The sequence below is a fragment of the Herbidospora mongoliensis genome, assembly GCF_001570545.1.
Taxonomy (GTDB): Bacteria; Actinomycetota; Actinomycetes; order Streptosporangiales; family Streptosporangiaceae; genus Herbidospora; species Herbidospora mongoliensis.
In genome coordinates this window covers 230,349-244,064 of the sequence record NZ_BBXD01000008.1, presented here as the reverse complement: position 1 = coordinate 244,064, position 13,716 = coordinate 230,349, and the positions used below count along the sequence as shown (strand labels likewise).

Below are 13,716 nucleotides of genomic sequence, written 5' to 3'. Positions count from 1 at the left end.
TACACGCCCGAGAACGCTGTTCAGCGGTCGGCCGCCCGATAGCTGGACTTCGTGAAATCCGAAATCTACCCTCCGGGCCTCGGTAATTCCGAACCGGATGAGGTGTGAATTGATCACGCACTCGAAATGGCGCACATCGATCGCCGCCGCGCTCGCCACCCTCGCGCTCGTCGTCCTGCCGGCCGCCCCCGCCCACGCGACCTACGGCCCCGACCAGACGGTCTACGTCCAGCTGAACGCGACCGGCACCGGGCAGAACCTGGCCCTGCTGCAGGGCGTCGTCGCGTTCGACGACGGCAACCAGCGGTACCGCTACACGCTGAGCCTGTGCTGGCAGAGCGGCGCCTACCCGCAGCCCTCCTTCCTCATCGTCGTCAACGGCTCGACGACCCAGTCGCCGGTCTACACGGGGATGAGCTCGGCCCCCGGGTGCCAGTTCGTCTACAACTACTACTCCGACACCAACTTCGGCGGCACCGTCCAGAACGTCCGCTTCGACGTGACCGCCGGCTGGTTCGGCAACATGGGCCAGTACATGATGCGGACCCGGAGCAGCGGGACCTACGACAATCCGTACAACTAGAGAAAAACCTATACTTTAGGTAGGGAGTACATGCAATAAGAGGGAGACGCACGTGGCCAGGCATGAGGTGGATGTCGTCGTCGTCGGTGGCGGCGGCATGGGATCGGCGGCGGCCTGGCGGCTGGCCGGGCGCGGTGCCGATGTGGTGCTGCTGGAGCGGTTCGAGCCCGGCCACGTGCGCGGCGCCTCCCACGGCGCGTCCCGGATCTTCCGGGTCTCCTACGGCGAACCGGTCTACATCCGGCTCGCCCAGGAGGCCCAGGAACTGTGGCGGGAGCTGGAGTCCGAGTCGGGGACGCCGCTGCTCACCATCATCGGCAGCGTCAACCACGGCCGGACCCCTGACCTCGACCTTCTCGCCGCCGCGGTCGAGGCGGCGGGCCTGCCGGGCGGCTGGCTGACCCCCGAGGAGGCCGGCGAACGCTGGCCCGGCCTGCGCTACGACGGCAAGGTCTTCTTCCATCCGGCGAGCGGGCGGCTGCACGCCGACCACGCGGTCGCCGCGCTCCAGGAGCGCGCCGCCGCGCTGGGGGCCGTGGTCCGGCACAGGTCTCCGGTCGTCTCGATCGTCGTGAAAGACGACGATTCCGTGGACGTCATCACGGACGACGACGTCTACCACGCCAGGCGCGTCGTGGTCGCGGCCGGCGCGTGGGCGGAGAAACTGCTCGGCGGCCTCGTGCCGCTGCCGCCACTGCGGGTCACGCAGGAACAGCCCGCCCATTTCGCCCCGCTGCGCGCCGACGACGAGTGGCCCAGTTTCGGGCACCACTTCGACGAGGAGACCCTCGCCGCCACCGGCTTCCTCAGCGGCATCTACGGCCTGGCCACCCCCGGCGAGGGGATCAAGGTCGGCTTCCACGGGACCGGGCCGGTGGTCGACCCCGACAACCGCGACTTCCTGCCCGAATCCCGCCACGTGCGCGCTCTCCAGGACTACGCGCGCGCCTGGCTGCCGGGGGTCGATCCCGACGCCTACACCTCGATCAGCTGCACCTACACCACGACGCCGACCTCGGACTTCGTCCTCGATCGGGTCGGGCCGGTCGTCGTGGCGGCGGGTTTCTCGGGGCACGGCTTCAAGTTCGTGCCCGCGGTGGGCCGGGTGCTCGCCGATCTCGCCCTCACCGGCGAGCGCCCCGACGCCCGCTTCAGGCTGGGGTAGGCAGAGCGAGGTGCTCGCGGAGCGTGGTGCCCTCGTACGCCGTACGGTAGGCGCCCCGCTCCTGAAGCTCGGGCACCAGTTTGTCCACGACGTCCTCCAGTGACGACGGGACCAGGTGCGGGGTGATGTTGAAACCGTCCACCGCGCGGGTGCGCACGTAGTGCGTCCACTCGTCGGCGATCTGGGACGGCGTGCCGACGAACGTGCGGTGTTCGGGGGTGACCCGGCGCACGAGCTGGAGGATCGACAGGTTCTCCGCCTCGGACAGCGCGCGCCACTCGGCGATGAGAGCGTGCTTGCCGGTACGGCGCTCGATCGGGATCGTGCCCCGCGACGGGTCGAGCTCCCCCTCCGACGGCTCGATGCCGGGCAACGGGCCGTTCGGGTCATAGGCCGACAGGTCGGTGTTCCAATACTGCTCGAGGAAAGCGATGGCCCGCGGCCCCGAGATCTGCTCCTCGCGCACCCACCGCGCGCGCTCGACGGCCTCCTCCGGCGTGTCGCCCAGGATCACCGACGCGCCCGGCAGAATGCGCAGCGAGTCGGGCGAACGGCCGTGCCGGGTCAGGCGGGCACGGAGGTCGGCGGCGTAGACGACGGCCTTGTCGTAGTCGGTGTTGGCGGAGAACACCACGTCGGCGTGCCTGGCCGCCAGCTCGCGACCGCCGTCGGAGTCGCCGGCCTGGAATAGCACCGGTCGTCCCTGGCGGCTCGCGGGGACGGTGGCGCGGGCGTGAAGTCGTACAAGATCAGAATCTTTCTGTACGTCATGCACCGCGCCCGGCCGAGCCCACGACTTGGCCTCGGCCGAGTCGGCGACGGCGTCGGGCTCCCACGACGACCACAGGGCCTTGGCCGTCTCGACGAACTCGGTGGCCCGCTCGTAACGCCGCTCGTGCGGCAGCCAGCCGCCATGGCGGAAGTTGGCGCCGGTCCAGGCGTTGTCGGTGGTGACGACGTTCCACCCCGCCCGGCCGTCGGACAGCAGGTCGAGGCTGGCCAGGCGACGGGCCAGGTCGGCAGGGTAGTTGTACGTCGTGTTCTGGGTGGCCACCAGCCCGATGCGCTCGGTCACGGCGGCCAGCGCGGACAGCTGGGTGATCGCGTCGGGCCGACCGGCGACGTCGAGATCGTAGATCCGCCCCTGGTTCTCCCGCACCCGCAGCCCCTCACCGAGGAAGAACGCGTCGAAGAGACCGCGCTCCAGCAACTGCGCCACCTCTGTGAAGGTCTCGATGGCGACATGCGGCTTGTTGCCGGTGCTGGTCCAGATGAGCTGCGGACCGACCCCGGTGTAGAAGACACCGAGGTGGACCTGGGCGTTCGGGTCATACGGCGTGGTCATGGCTACCTCCGGGCGAAACGACTGGCGGGGCGGGGCAGGCCGAGCGTCGATCGCAACGTGGCCCCCTTCTGAGGCGGCGGGAACAGCCCGGCGACCTCGCGCGCGAGAATCGGCAGGTCGACGGCCAGAGTCGCGGGATGCAACCGCACCCCGTCCACCGCCGGAGGCAGCGAACGCAGCAGATCGACGAGCGCCGCGACCGACCCGGTGTGCCGCAGCCGCCCAGAATCAGGCCACGGACTCGCGCCGTCGAGTTCGGCCAGCCGTTCGTCTCCCGGCGCACCGGCGTCCAGCACCACTTCGATCTCAGCGAAGACCAGCGGCGCCCCCGCCTCCTTCGCCTGTACGGCCCTGGTGAAGTCCCGCCCGACGAGCACGATGTCGGCCTGGAAGTCGATGTCCAGCTCGGCCGGCGCCAGCACGACGACCTGCCCCTGCGGCGGCCGGGGAGTGATGAGCGGCCCGGTCACCGAGAACGAGGCCCCGGCGTAGTCGACATGGTGAACGCGGTCGGCGTCGAGATACCGCCCGGTGGCGACATCCTTGATCACGGCGTCGTCCTCCCAGGAATCCCAGAGCCGGCGCGCGACCTCGACGACCTCGGCCGGGTCGGTCGGACTGTCGGCCCCGACCGTGGCGAGGTCGTCCGGATCACTGGCCGTGCCGACGACCCACCCCGCGCGGCCGTTGCTGGCGTAGTCGAGGCTCGCCAGCTGGGTGGCCAGGTGAAACGGCTCGGTGGTGGAAACGTGCAGCGTGGGGGCCAGGCCGATCCGGTCGGTCAGCGGCGCGACATGCGCGGCCCGGGTGCCCGCCTCCAGCCGCCCCGCCGCCTCCAGCCCCCGACTTGGTGGCAGCGGCGAGTCGGCGAAGGTCGCCAGCGCGAATCCGGCCGCCTCGGCCGCGCCGACGACTTCACGCAGCGCGGCTGCCGTCAGCACGTCACCCGGCCGCCGGCCACTGTGCCGCCAGGCGGCCGGATGGGCGCCGTCACCATCCAGGTCCACCGCGATCAGCATCATCGATCCCCTTAATTAGCGACATTTTTGGTAGGAATACCATAAATCACACCGCGAAGGGAGACCAGCAGGGCGAAGGTGGCCACTGCGGCACAGGTGAGTACCGCGTGGAAGAAGGCCAGGTCACCCCCGTTGAGATAGATGCCGGAAACCGCGGATATGCAGATGGCGGCCGCGATGCGCTGGGACATCTGCAGGATGGCCCCCGCCACTCCCGCCGCCTCCGGCGACGCGTGCCGCAGCACCTCCGCCTGCAGCGGCGCGATGACCAGCCCGGCGGCTGCGTTCTGCCCGGTCGCCGCCAACGCCAGCAGGACGGGCAGGTGCTCTCTCGGCGCTGCCAACGCGATCAGACCGCTGACCAGGGCGAATCCCGCTGTCAGCGCGAGCCCGGCCGAGATCGTGTGCCGGCCGAAACGCCGGGCCACTCGCCAGGCGAGCGAGGAGGTGATCACCATCGCCAGCGCTCCCGGGAGGGTGACGAAGGTGGCCCCGAGCGCCGAGAGATGCAGCTCCTCCTGGAGGAACATGACCAGGACCAGCGAGTACGCGAGACCTGAGCCGAAATAGCCCATCGCGGCGACGGTGCCGGCGACGTACGGGAGCGACTTTCCCAGCGCCGGGGGGATGAGCGGCCGACGGCCGGAACGGGCGTAGTGACCCTGCCACCTGAGGAACGCCACGGCCAGGACGGCCACGACGGGCAGCCAGAAGAGCAGGCTCTGCGACGGCTGGACGAACGGGATCATGAGGGCCAGGGTCAGGCCGCCCATCAGGAGCAGGCCGACGAGGTCGAGGTCGGGCGCCCCCTCTTTGCGGGTGGAAGGCAGGTGGCGTCCGGCGAGAAACAGCGTGACCAGTCCGACCGGCACGGCCAGGAACAGGACCAGCCGCCATCCCACTTCCGGCCCCACGGCCGCGATGACCGCGCCGCCCAATGGCGGGCCGAGCCCGGCGGCGGCACCTCCGGTGACGGCGTACAGCCCGAGGGCTCTGGTTCGCGCGTGACCGGTGAAGGTGTCCTGCATCGTGCCGATCATCTGCGAGTTGACCAGGCCCGCGCCCAGACCTTGGAGCAGGCGGGCGGCGACCAGTGCGCCGGCGCTCGGCGCCGCTCCGGCGATGGCGGCGCCTACGGTGAAGGCGGCGATTCCGGCCAGGAAGAACGGCTTTCGGCCGTGTACGTCGCCCAAGCGTCCGCCGGGGACCAAGGCCAGGCCGAAGGCCAGGGAGTAGCCGGCGACCAGCCATTGGATCTGGGTGGGGTCGGCGTGGAGGGATTGGCGTAAGGCGGGGAGGGCGACGGTGAGGACGGAATTGTCCAGCAGCGTGGTGAACCCGCCGAGCGCGCAGACCACGAGGACACGGCGACCGGCGGCGTCGAAGCCGGTGGATGGCGTTTTGACGGGATCCCCCAGGAGCGTCGACATCTCCTGGCCGTAACTGCGGAGAGATCTCCTTTATTTCCGGTAGGAAAACCCTTTTTATCGCTTGCCTCAGCTCAGAAGGCGGAGCGAATGGTGCCCCCGTCGACGCGGATGGTGGCGCCGCTGACGTAATCGGCATGAGGTTGTGGCGGGCGGCGAGCCCGGCCGGATCCGCTTCTGACGACTACATGACCGACTCTCTAGCTGACGGGGAGGCGGAGAACGAATCGTGCACCATGGGGGCTGTCCTCGATCTGGAGGGAGCCCTGGTGGGCCTCAGCGATCTGCCGGGCGATCGGCAGGCCGAGTCCGGTGCCGCCGGCACCTCGGTCGCGGGCGGTGTCGAGGCGAGCGAAGCGCTGGAAGACCAGTTCTCGCTTGTCCGGGGCGATTCCGGGTCCGTCGTCGGTCACCTCCAGCAGGGCGATGCCGTGCGGGTAATGGTGGGCGTCTCGTTTGGTGCTGGGCTCTTGTCGTAGGTGGAAGGTGATGGTGGCGGCGGCATGTCGTTCGGCGTTGTCGATGAGGTTGGTGAGCAGGCGGGACAGCTCGGCCGGGTCGCCGTTCACCGTGATGCCGGGTTGGAGGGCGTAGGTGAAGTTCTTGTGGGGGTGGGGACGCCGTTCGCCTTCTGCGGTCACGAGTTCGGTCAGGTCGATCGATTGATGGGCGAGGATCTTGCCGGCGTCTGACTGGGCGATGTTCAGCAGGTCGCCGATGATGGCCTCGAGTCGGTCCAGGCTGGGCAGGATGGTGCCGGTGAGAGTGAGCACGCTGGTGTCCTGGGGTGCCAGTTGTGCGTCTTCGACCTCGGCGCGTATCGCGGCGATGGGGCTGCGTAGTTCGTGGGAGGCGTCGGAGGTGAAGGTGCGCTGCTGTTCCATCGCGGCCTGCAGGCGGGCCAGCGTCCGGTTGGCGCTGTCGGCCAGGTGGTGGATCTCGTCTTGGCTGGGCGGGTAGGGGACTCTGCGCTGAGGGCAGGTCTCGTTGATCTCGTCGAGTTCGGCGCGGATGGCGGTCACCGGCCTGAGGCAGGTGGTGACGATCCGATGGCCGAGTGCGGTGATGGCCGCGGCCAGCACCAGCGTGGCGGCTGCCACCGTGGCGGCCAGCCACGGATTGACATAGAGCGGGACGGCGGGTGAAGCGCCGTAGACGATCCAGTCTCCGTCCGGTCTGTGTGCCGACTCCGCGACCACGATGTTGCATTCACCGGACGGGAAGACTCCGCCGCAGACGATGGACCTGGTTATCTTCCTGTCGTCGGTGAAGTGCGCCATGGCGGGCTTGCCCCGAAGCTGCGGCGTGGAGTCGACAACCACGCCGCGCGGATCCACGATCTGCATGTTGCGGTTGCTGAGCTCGGCCAGCGGAGTCGGCAACTGGAGTCGCTCCACCTCCCTGGCCACCCGGTCGGTGGCGGCCCTGACCTCCGCGGTGACGGATTCGGTGACGTACCGCTGGAAGACGGCCATGATCATTATGGCCAGGAGCGTGGACATCAGCACCGCGACCACTCCGGTGAACAGGGTGATCCGCGCGGTGATCGTCCTAGCGTGTCGGAAGTGCATGTTGCCATCCCCCCCAGCCAGTCGAACACATGGGCGTTCGCATCCGGTGAAGGGGGAGGGCGGGGTTTCGTTTGGTGACATCAAGACGTCGTCAACACAAGGCATAACGAACGGCAGGCGCCCAGTTGCCTTCCTCAGAGAACACAAAAAGGCCCTCGTCCCGTTAAGGGAAGAGGGCCTCTGTACTGCGGAGGTTCGGGGATTTGAACCCCGGATGGGCTTGAGACCCAAACCGCATTAGCAGTGCGGCGCCATAGACCGGACTAGGCGAAACCTCCTGGTAGCCATATCGGCTCCCGACAGAGTACCGGCGATCCGCCGACGCGGCAAAGTGGATAGCCAGCGCGTCGCACAGACCTTATCCACAGGCTGTGGATAAGGTCTGTGCGCAAGCACACAAGGGTCAGGCCTGGCGAGAGGCTTCGCCCTCGATCTCGATCTTGATCTTCTTGCTGACCAGGACGCCGCCGGCCTCGAGGGCCTGGTTCCAGGTCAGGCCGAAGGCCTCACGGTCGATCTCGGTCTCGGCCGAGTAGCCGAAGATCTCCTGGCCCCACGGGTTGGTCGCCGCGCCGCCGAACTCGACCTTCAGGGCGACTTCCTTGGTCACGTCGCGGACGGTCAGCTCGCCGACGAGGGTGAACTCGTTGCCGTCGACGTTCTCGACGCGGAGGCTCTTGAAGGTGATCTGGGGGAACTTGTCGACGCCGAGGAAGTCGTCGCTGCGGAGGTGGGTGTCGCGGTCGGCGACGTGGGTGGTGATCGAGGTGGCGTCGAGGGTGACGTCGGCGCTCGACTGGAGCGGGTCCTCCGCGACGGTGATGGTGCCGTCGAACTTCTCGAAGTTGCCCCGGACCTTGCTGACCATCATGTGCTTCGCCACGAACCCGACGCGGGTGTGCGCGACGTCAAGGACGAAGGTGCCGGCCGCGGGGATGGTCTGGCCGTTCCACTCGCGAGTGCTCATGATCCATAACTCCAGAAGAGGCGGTAGTTGTCCTGCGGATGTTTGCTCCAACAAATGTCTACAGCAGAGATATTCCTGCCGTCAACCATCGTGGCGTACAGTGGACTCATGGATCCATTCGACGACCCTCGGCTGACCGCGATGGGGCTGTTCGCCGAGGTCTACACGGGCATCGCCGACAAAAATCGGCGAGCCTTCGCGGAGGCCGGCCTTTCCGACGTCGACTTCGAGACGCTGATCCGCCTGGCCCGATCCCCCGGCCAGGGGCTGCGCATGAGCGACCTCGCCGCTCAGACCAACCTATCCACCAGCGGCATCACCCGCGTCGTCGACCGGCTGGAGCGTGAGGGCCTGGTCGCCCGCGAGGCCTGCGTGACCGACCGCCGCGCCTTCTACCCTCGCATCACCGAGGCCGGGCGGGCCCGGCTGATGGAGGTGCTGCCCCGGCACCTCGAAGACATCGAGCACTGGTTCACCGGCCTGCTGCCCCCGGCCGAGCTCGACCGGTTCCTGGAGAGCCTTCGCCTCATTCGAGATGTCGTACGGCCCTGCGCGACAGCGGGTGCGGAGGAAGTCGAACCTGCCACCTAAAAAGGAAAGGTGGTGATATGCCCCGACACGGGGGACATGGGATTCCATCCAGTACGAGGATTCTGATCCCGCTCGGCACCCAACGCCTGAATTATGCCTCTATTAGGGCAGACGACATGTGAGGCTACAGAGCGTGGGGATACCAGCGAAACGCCGGAGAGCCTTGGCATCGGCCGTGCTCGGCCGTGAGCTTGAGCCGCCGCGTGCCAGCGCCGAGAACGGGGTGCTGCTCGACGCGGTCAGCGGGACCATCCTCGACGTCAGTCCTCACCTGATCATCATCGAGAACGACGAGGGCCGCGAGGAGCGCCTGGTCATCGCCCACTGGGCCAAGGCCTGGCGAGGGGCCTTCATGGCGCCGGCCGACTTGCCCGTGGGCGCCCGGGTGATCATCCGGGCGCTGCGGCAGGGCAAGGTCGTCGACCGCATCTGGGCCGATGTGACCAGGATGACCGGGGTCATCCTGTCCGTCTCCGGCCGGGACGACATTTCCGTCGTGCTCGACTGCGGGCCCCATCGCGGACGCCGTTCGATCGTGATCCCCTACCGGTCGTCGGGCCGGGTCCGGGTCCGCTATCCGCGTCTCGAACCCGGCTACCTCTTCGACGCGATCGGCACGGTCGAGGGCACCAGCGTGCTGGCGCAGATCCCGGCCACCTCGCAGCCCGCCTACCGGGCGGTCCATGTTCCTGACCCACCGGCGGCTTTCGGCGGCGTACAGGCGAAGATCTCCGGTACGGCCGTCTGGTCAGACCACATCGAACCGGGTGTGGCCTACCCGATGCTGGAGCAGTCGGACACCGGCTGCGGCGAAGCGAGCGTCTCGTGCGCCGCTCTCCCCTATCTCGCGCTCGGTTCGAGCGTTCATGTACGGAATGTCTGCGCCGATCGCGCGACCGTGCTTCCCGTGGTGGCCTGCGGCTGCATGGCGGGCAAGTTCTGCGACCGATGCGTGGAATGCGGCACCTCGCCCCGTGGGCGAGTGGTGGAACTGTCGGCCACGTCCTATGTCGAACTGGGCGGCGACCTGACCAACGGCTGCTTCAACGTGCGGGTGGGATTGGGATGAGCGGAATGATCGCCGCGGCGGCGCAACCGATTCTGCTGGTCGTGCTGGTGCTCGGTGGCGCGGCCAAGTTGGTCACAGCCGGGCGCGACTCGGAGCCGGGCGCCCTCGGGCGGCTCGGTCCGGCCGTGCTGGCGCCGGAGAGGTGGCGCAAGAACGCCCTCATCGGCTGCGCGATCGGCGAGTTCGGCCTGGCCGGAAGCCTGTTCCTGATCGACCACCCGGCTCCGCGCTGGATGACGGTGGCGTTCTTCACGGTCGCCACCTATGTCCTGTGGGACCTGCGACGCCGTCGTCCCGACGCCGGCTGCGGCTGCTTCGGGGACGTGAGCGCGACCCCGGTGGGCCGGCGGGCGATCAGCCGCACCGTCCTGCTCAGCGCGATGGCCGTGGCCGTCGCCCTCGACGGCGCTCCCGGCTGGCCGGTGCTGAACTGGCAGGTCATGGCCTGGCTGGCCGGTTTCATCGCGGTTCAGCTGGCGCTGTCGCCGGAGATCGAGGAGACCTACGCCCGGCTGAAATATCGCGCGCCGTGCGAGTTGCGCCCGTTCGCGCCCGAGAAAGCAGCGGCCCGGCTCCGGTCGAGCACCGCCTGGCGGCACCACGCGCACCTGCTCGGCAGCGAGATGCCGAGCGACTCGTGGCGCGAACTCTGCTGGCGCTTCTTCGTCTTCGAGGCGCTCAACGGCTCTGAAGTGGTCTTCGCGGTCTACCTGAGCGGGCGGCGCCCGCCGGTCCGCGTCGCGGTCGTCGGCGGGCACGCGCCCATCCAGGAATCTATCCCTGTATCGGCTTCGCTTTAGAAACCCTTATACATAGGTCGATTTAGCTCTCTACGGCTCTCTAGCTTCCCCTCTAGAAAGCCGTAGAGAGGTCAAGGGGATCAGACGGGCTGCGCTCGCAGGAACCGGCCGAAGTGGGGGACGGTGAACGCGATCAGGCCGCGTTCAGCGCTGTAGATCAGGCCTTTCTTGATGAGGCTGTCGCGGGCCGGGGACAGACTCGACGGTTTTCGCCCCAGCGCGTCGGCCACCTCGGCGGTCGCCACCGGGTCGTCGCCGAGCTGCGCCATCGCGTGCATGTAGTCGCGTTCGGCCGGGGTCGCCCGTTCGTACCGGCTCCCGAAGAAGCCCACGGCGAGCTCCTCCTCGGCCTCCGGCGCCGACACCTTGATGTCTTCGGCGGTGATCGGACTGCGCGGCGCCAGATCCCAGGCGACCTTGCCGTAGGCCTGGACGAAGTAGGGATAGCCGTCAGCCGCCTCATAGAGGGCGTCGAGGGCGTCGCTGGTGAACTCCACGCCTTCTTCCTCGGCGGGAACGATCAGTGCCAGGTCGGCGGCCTCCCGGTCGAGGCGGTCGATTCTGGCGTAGCGGAAAAGCCGTTCCGAATAGCTCTTGGACGCCGACAGCACCGACGGCAGATGCGGCAGCCCCGCCCCCACCACGATGAGCGGCCCGCCGATCTGCGACAGCTCATGACAAGCGGCGCAGAGCGCGGAGATGTCGGTGGCCGGCACGTCTTGCATCTCGTCGATGAACAGCGCGATCCCGACCCCGAGATCGGTAGCGACCCCGGCGGCATCGCTGAGCAGCTCGGTCAGGTCGATCTCCAGATCGCCGGAGTCGGCCCGCCCCCGCGCCGCCGGGACGTCGATGCCCGGCGACCAGTGGGTCGTGCCCTTGGCGGCGGAGGGATCGCGCATCGCGAAGGCCTTGAGAACACCGAGGAACTCGTCGATCCGCTCGGGAGCCCGATGCCGGGGCGCCAGCTCGCGGACCGCCATGTGCAGCGCCGCCGCGACGGGCCGCCGGATCGACTGCTCAGGCCGGGCCTCGATCTTGCCGGTGCCCCACAGCCGCTGGATCGCCATGGACTTGAACGTGTTGAGCAGAACGGTCTTGCCGACACCGCGCAGCCCGGTGATCACCATGCTCCGCTCGGGCCGCCCGCGGGCCACCCGCTCCAGCACGATCTCGAACTGCTGCAGCTCACGATCGCGCCCGGCAAGCTCGGGCGGACGCTGCCCCGCACCGGGGGCGTAGGGGTTGCGCACAGGATCCACGCTGTCGGACTTTATGACCGGATATAGCGGCCGTCGTAGATTTCCGTAGAAAGGCCTACGGCGTGTCGCGCCACGCGGCCCCGACACCAGCCCGACCGCCATCGCACACCACCTACCAGGGCTTTCGCAGGGAACATCTGTTCGATCTGATGCGCTCGACTGTAGCGCGGGATCGAACATGCGCGCGAGTGTTTCTCCGTAAAACCCTGACGATGGCCGGAAAGTACGACACCCGCGTGGGTACGCTCGAAGCATGTCAATCCGCAGGTCAGCGCTGGCAGTGGGGCTGACGGTCAGTCTGGGAGCCGTCGCGTGCGGCGCCGAGACCAACACCGGCGTCGCCTCGACCACCCCGATCGTCTCGGAAACCCCGACAACGAGCCCGGTGGCGAGCCCGTCGGCATCGCCGACTCCGACGGCTCCGCCGGAGTTCACGTCCAAGATCACGAAGGTGACCCGGGACCAGGTCAAGTATTCGTGGCGCCCCGGCTGCCCGGTGAGCTTCAACGACCTGCGGATGATCACGATGACGTACTGGGGCTTCGACGACAAACCCCACACCGGGCAACTCGTCGTGAACGCCTCGGTGGCCGAGCCCGTGGCCTCGGTCTTCAAGAAGTTGTACGACTTCAGATACCCGATCAAGCGCATGGAGCCGGTCGACAAGTACAAGGCCGACGACTACGCCTCGATCGACGCCGACAACACCTCGGCCTTCAACTGCCGCGCGGCGACGGGTTCGACCAACTGGTCCCAGCACGCCTACGGGTTCGCGGTCGACCTGAACCCGCTGGAGAACCCCTATGTGGAGGCGGACGGGGCGCACGCGCACGGCAACGCCGACAACTACGTGGACCGGCCGCTGAAGAAGCCCGGCGTGATCAACGCCGGCGACCGGGTCGTGGAGGCCTTCGCGGGCATCGGATGGGGCTGGGGCGGCGACTGGAACGGCACCAAGGACTATCAGCACTTCTCGAAGTCGGGCCGTTAGAACCTGCGGAGGGCCGTCTGTGGCTACGGCTGGTGCGGCACCGTCAGAACCGCTCTCGGACCCACTGTTCGAAGGGCACCGGCTCCCGCCCCAGCAGGTCACTGACCACTGAGGTGGCCGGGTGCGGGGTGCGCTGCCACGCGGCGAGCACCTCGACCAGCTCCTCGCTGTGCCCCGCCGCCCGCCACCGCTCCCGCGCCTGCTCCTCGCTCAGCTCGGCGAACTCCAGCCGCCGTCCCAGCGCGTTCCCGATCACCGCGAGCCGATCCCGCGCCGTCAGCCCGACCGGCCCGGTGATCGTGTACGACCGCCGCGCGTGCCCTCCGTCGATCAGGACCCGCGCCGCCACCGCACCGACGTCGCCCTCGTGGACGACCGCCACCCGCACATCCCCGAACACCTCCTCCACCCGGCCCTTCTCGATCTGGGGAAGCCATTGGAGGGTGTTGCTCATGAAGTCGGTCGGTTCCAGCCGGGTCCACTCGACCGGGCCGGCGGCGAACGCCTCCTCGACCGGTCCGACCTGACCGTTCCACAGCAGGGCGACCCGCCGGACGTCCGCCTCCGCGAAGAGGGCCACCAGCTCGGGGCCGGTGGTGAGGGTGGCGTAGTCGTCCCCGCCGGTGGTCAGCAGATGGACGCCGACGACGCCGCGCAAGGCGTCGCGCAGCGAATCGGGGTCGGTGAGATCGCCCCGCACCACCTCGACCTGCGCGGGAAAGATCACCTTGCCGGGATGCCGGGTCAGCGCGCGCACGCGCTGCCCTTCGGCCAGCAGCCGGTCCACGACGTGGCGTCCGGCTTTCCCCGTCGCCCCGGTCACGAGAAAGGTCATGCGCCCGAGGCTACGGACGCCCCACTTTCGCCACCTCGGCCAACGGTCTGAGCCGGACCTCGGACTTTGGACCCGAGTGACAAGCGGCCTC

Annotated in this window: 13 protein-coding genes and 1 tRNA gene; 6 read left to right on the top strand and 8 right to left on the bottom strand. The window is 68.6% G+C overall.

Annotated features, from left to right (window positions below; all coding sequences use genetic code 11):
* Positions 1–109 precede the first annotated feature (109 nt).
* Positions 110–583 (top strand): hypothetical protein, encoded by a 474-nt coding sequence (locus AW272_RS01260; RefSeq protein WP_066360194.1) that lies wholly within the window; start codon positions 110–112, stop codon positions 581–583.
* A gap of 52 nt (positions 584–635) precedes the next feature.
* Positions 636–1,748: an FAD-dependent oxidoreductase gene (locus AW272_RS01255; protein WP_083957808.1), complete on the top strand. Its 1,113-nt coding sequence runs from the start codon at positions 636–638 to the stop codon at positions 1,746–1,748.
* Here AW272_RS01255 and AW272_RS01250 read toward each other — a convergent pair.
* The 6 genes from AW272_RS01250 to AW272_RS01225 all read right to left on the bottom strand — a co-directional run bounded on the left by AW272_RS01250 (position 1,735) and on the right by AW272_RS01225 (position 8,077).
* Positions 1,735–3,093, bottom strand: coding sequence for an NtaA/DmoA family FMN-dependent monooxygenase (locus AW272_RS01250; RefSeq protein ID WP_066360193.1), 1,359 nt, complete (start codon positions 3,091–3,093; stop codon positions 1,735–1,737). The genes AW272_RS01255 and AW272_RS01250 overlap by 14 nt on opposite strands.
* Positions 3,094–3,095: 2 nt before the next feature.
* Complete coding sequence (locus AW272_RS01245) at positions 3,096–4,112, bottom strand: LLM class flavin-dependent oxidoreductase (RefSeq protein ID WP_218010755.1); 1,017 nt, start codon at positions 4,110–4,112, stop codon at positions 3,096–3,098.
* A gap of 11 nt (positions 4,113–4,123) precedes the next feature.
* Positions 4,124–5,542, bottom strand: coding sequence for an MFS transporter (locus AW272_RS01240; RefSeq protein WP_083957806.1), 1,419 nt, complete (start codon positions 5,540–5,542; stop codon positions 4,124–4,126).
* A gap of 197 nt (positions 5,543–5,739) precedes the next feature.
* A complete protein-coding gene (locus AW272_RS01235) occupies positions 5,740–7,110 on the bottom strand; it encodes a sensor histidine kinase (protein WP_066360186.1) in 1,371 nt (456 codons plus the stop codon).
* A 188-nt stretch (positions 7,111–7,298) separates the two neighbouring features.
* Positions 7,299–7,388, bottom strand: a tRNA-Ser gene (locus AW272_RS01230).
* A gap of 125 nt (positions 7,389–7,513) precedes the next feature.
* Positions 7,514–8,077 carry a YceI family protein gene (locus AW272_RS01225; protein ID WP_066360182.1) on the bottom strand — a complete coding sequence of 188 codons (564 nt, stop codon included), beginning with the start codon at positions 8,075–8,077 and terminating at the stop codon, positions 7,514–7,516.
* 108 nt (positions 8,078–8,185) lie between these two features.
* Between AW272_RS01225 and AW272_RS01220 the strand changes: the two genes are divergently transcribed.
* The 3 genes from AW272_RS01220 to AW272_RS01210 all read left to right on the top strand — a co-directional run bounded on the left by AW272_RS01220 (position 8,186) and on the right by AW272_RS01210 (position 10,537).
* Positions 8,186–8,668 (top strand): MarR family winged helix-turn-helix transcriptional regulator, encoded by a 483-nt coding sequence (locus AW272_RS01220; protein WP_066360180.1) that lies wholly within the window; start codon positions 8,186–8,188, stop codon positions 8,666–8,668.
* Between the two features lie 163 nt (positions 8,669–8,831).
* Positions 8,832–9,737, top strand: coding sequence for a hypothetical protein (locus tag AW272_RS01215; protein ID WP_245657156.1), 906 nt, complete (start codon positions 8,832–8,834; stop codon positions 9,735–9,737).
* Positions 9,734–10,537, top strand: a complete 804-nt coding sequence (locus tag AW272_RS01210; RefSeq protein ID WP_066360176.1) for a MauE/DoxX family redox-associated membrane protein — start codon at positions 9,734–9,736, stop codon at positions 10,535–10,537. The genes AW272_RS01215 and AW272_RS01210 overlap by 4 nt, the downstream gene beginning before the upstream one ends.
* A gap of 80 nt (positions 10,538–10,617) precedes the next feature.
* Here the strand turns inward: AW272_RS01210 and AW272_RS01205 are convergent, their stop codons facing one another.
* Positions 10,618–11,799: an ATP-binding protein gene (locus AW272_RS01205; protein ID WP_066360174.1), complete on the bottom strand. Its 1,182-nt coding sequence runs from the start codon at positions 11,797–11,799 to the stop codon at positions 10,618–10,620.
* Between the two features lie 253 nt (positions 11,800–12,052).
* On the opposite strand from AW272_RS01205, the gene AW272_RS01200 reads away from it, so the two are divergent.
* Positions 12,053–12,790: a M15 family metallopeptidase gene (locus AW272_RS01200; RefSeq protein ID WP_066360172.1), complete on the top strand. Its 738-nt coding sequence runs from the start codon at positions 12,053–12,055 to the stop codon at positions 12,788–12,790.
* Between the two features lie 43 nt (positions 12,791–12,833).
* Here AW272_RS01200 and AW272_RS01195 read toward each other — a convergent pair whose 3' ends face one another.
* The gene (locus AW272_RS01195; RefSeq protein WP_066360170.1) at positions 12,834–13,625 is read right to left on the bottom strand and encodes an SDR family oxidoreductase; all 792 of its coding nucleotides are present in this window, start codon (positions 13,623–13,625) and stop codon (positions 12,834–12,836) included.
* Between the last annotated feature and the right edge of the window lie 91 nt (positions 13,626–13,716).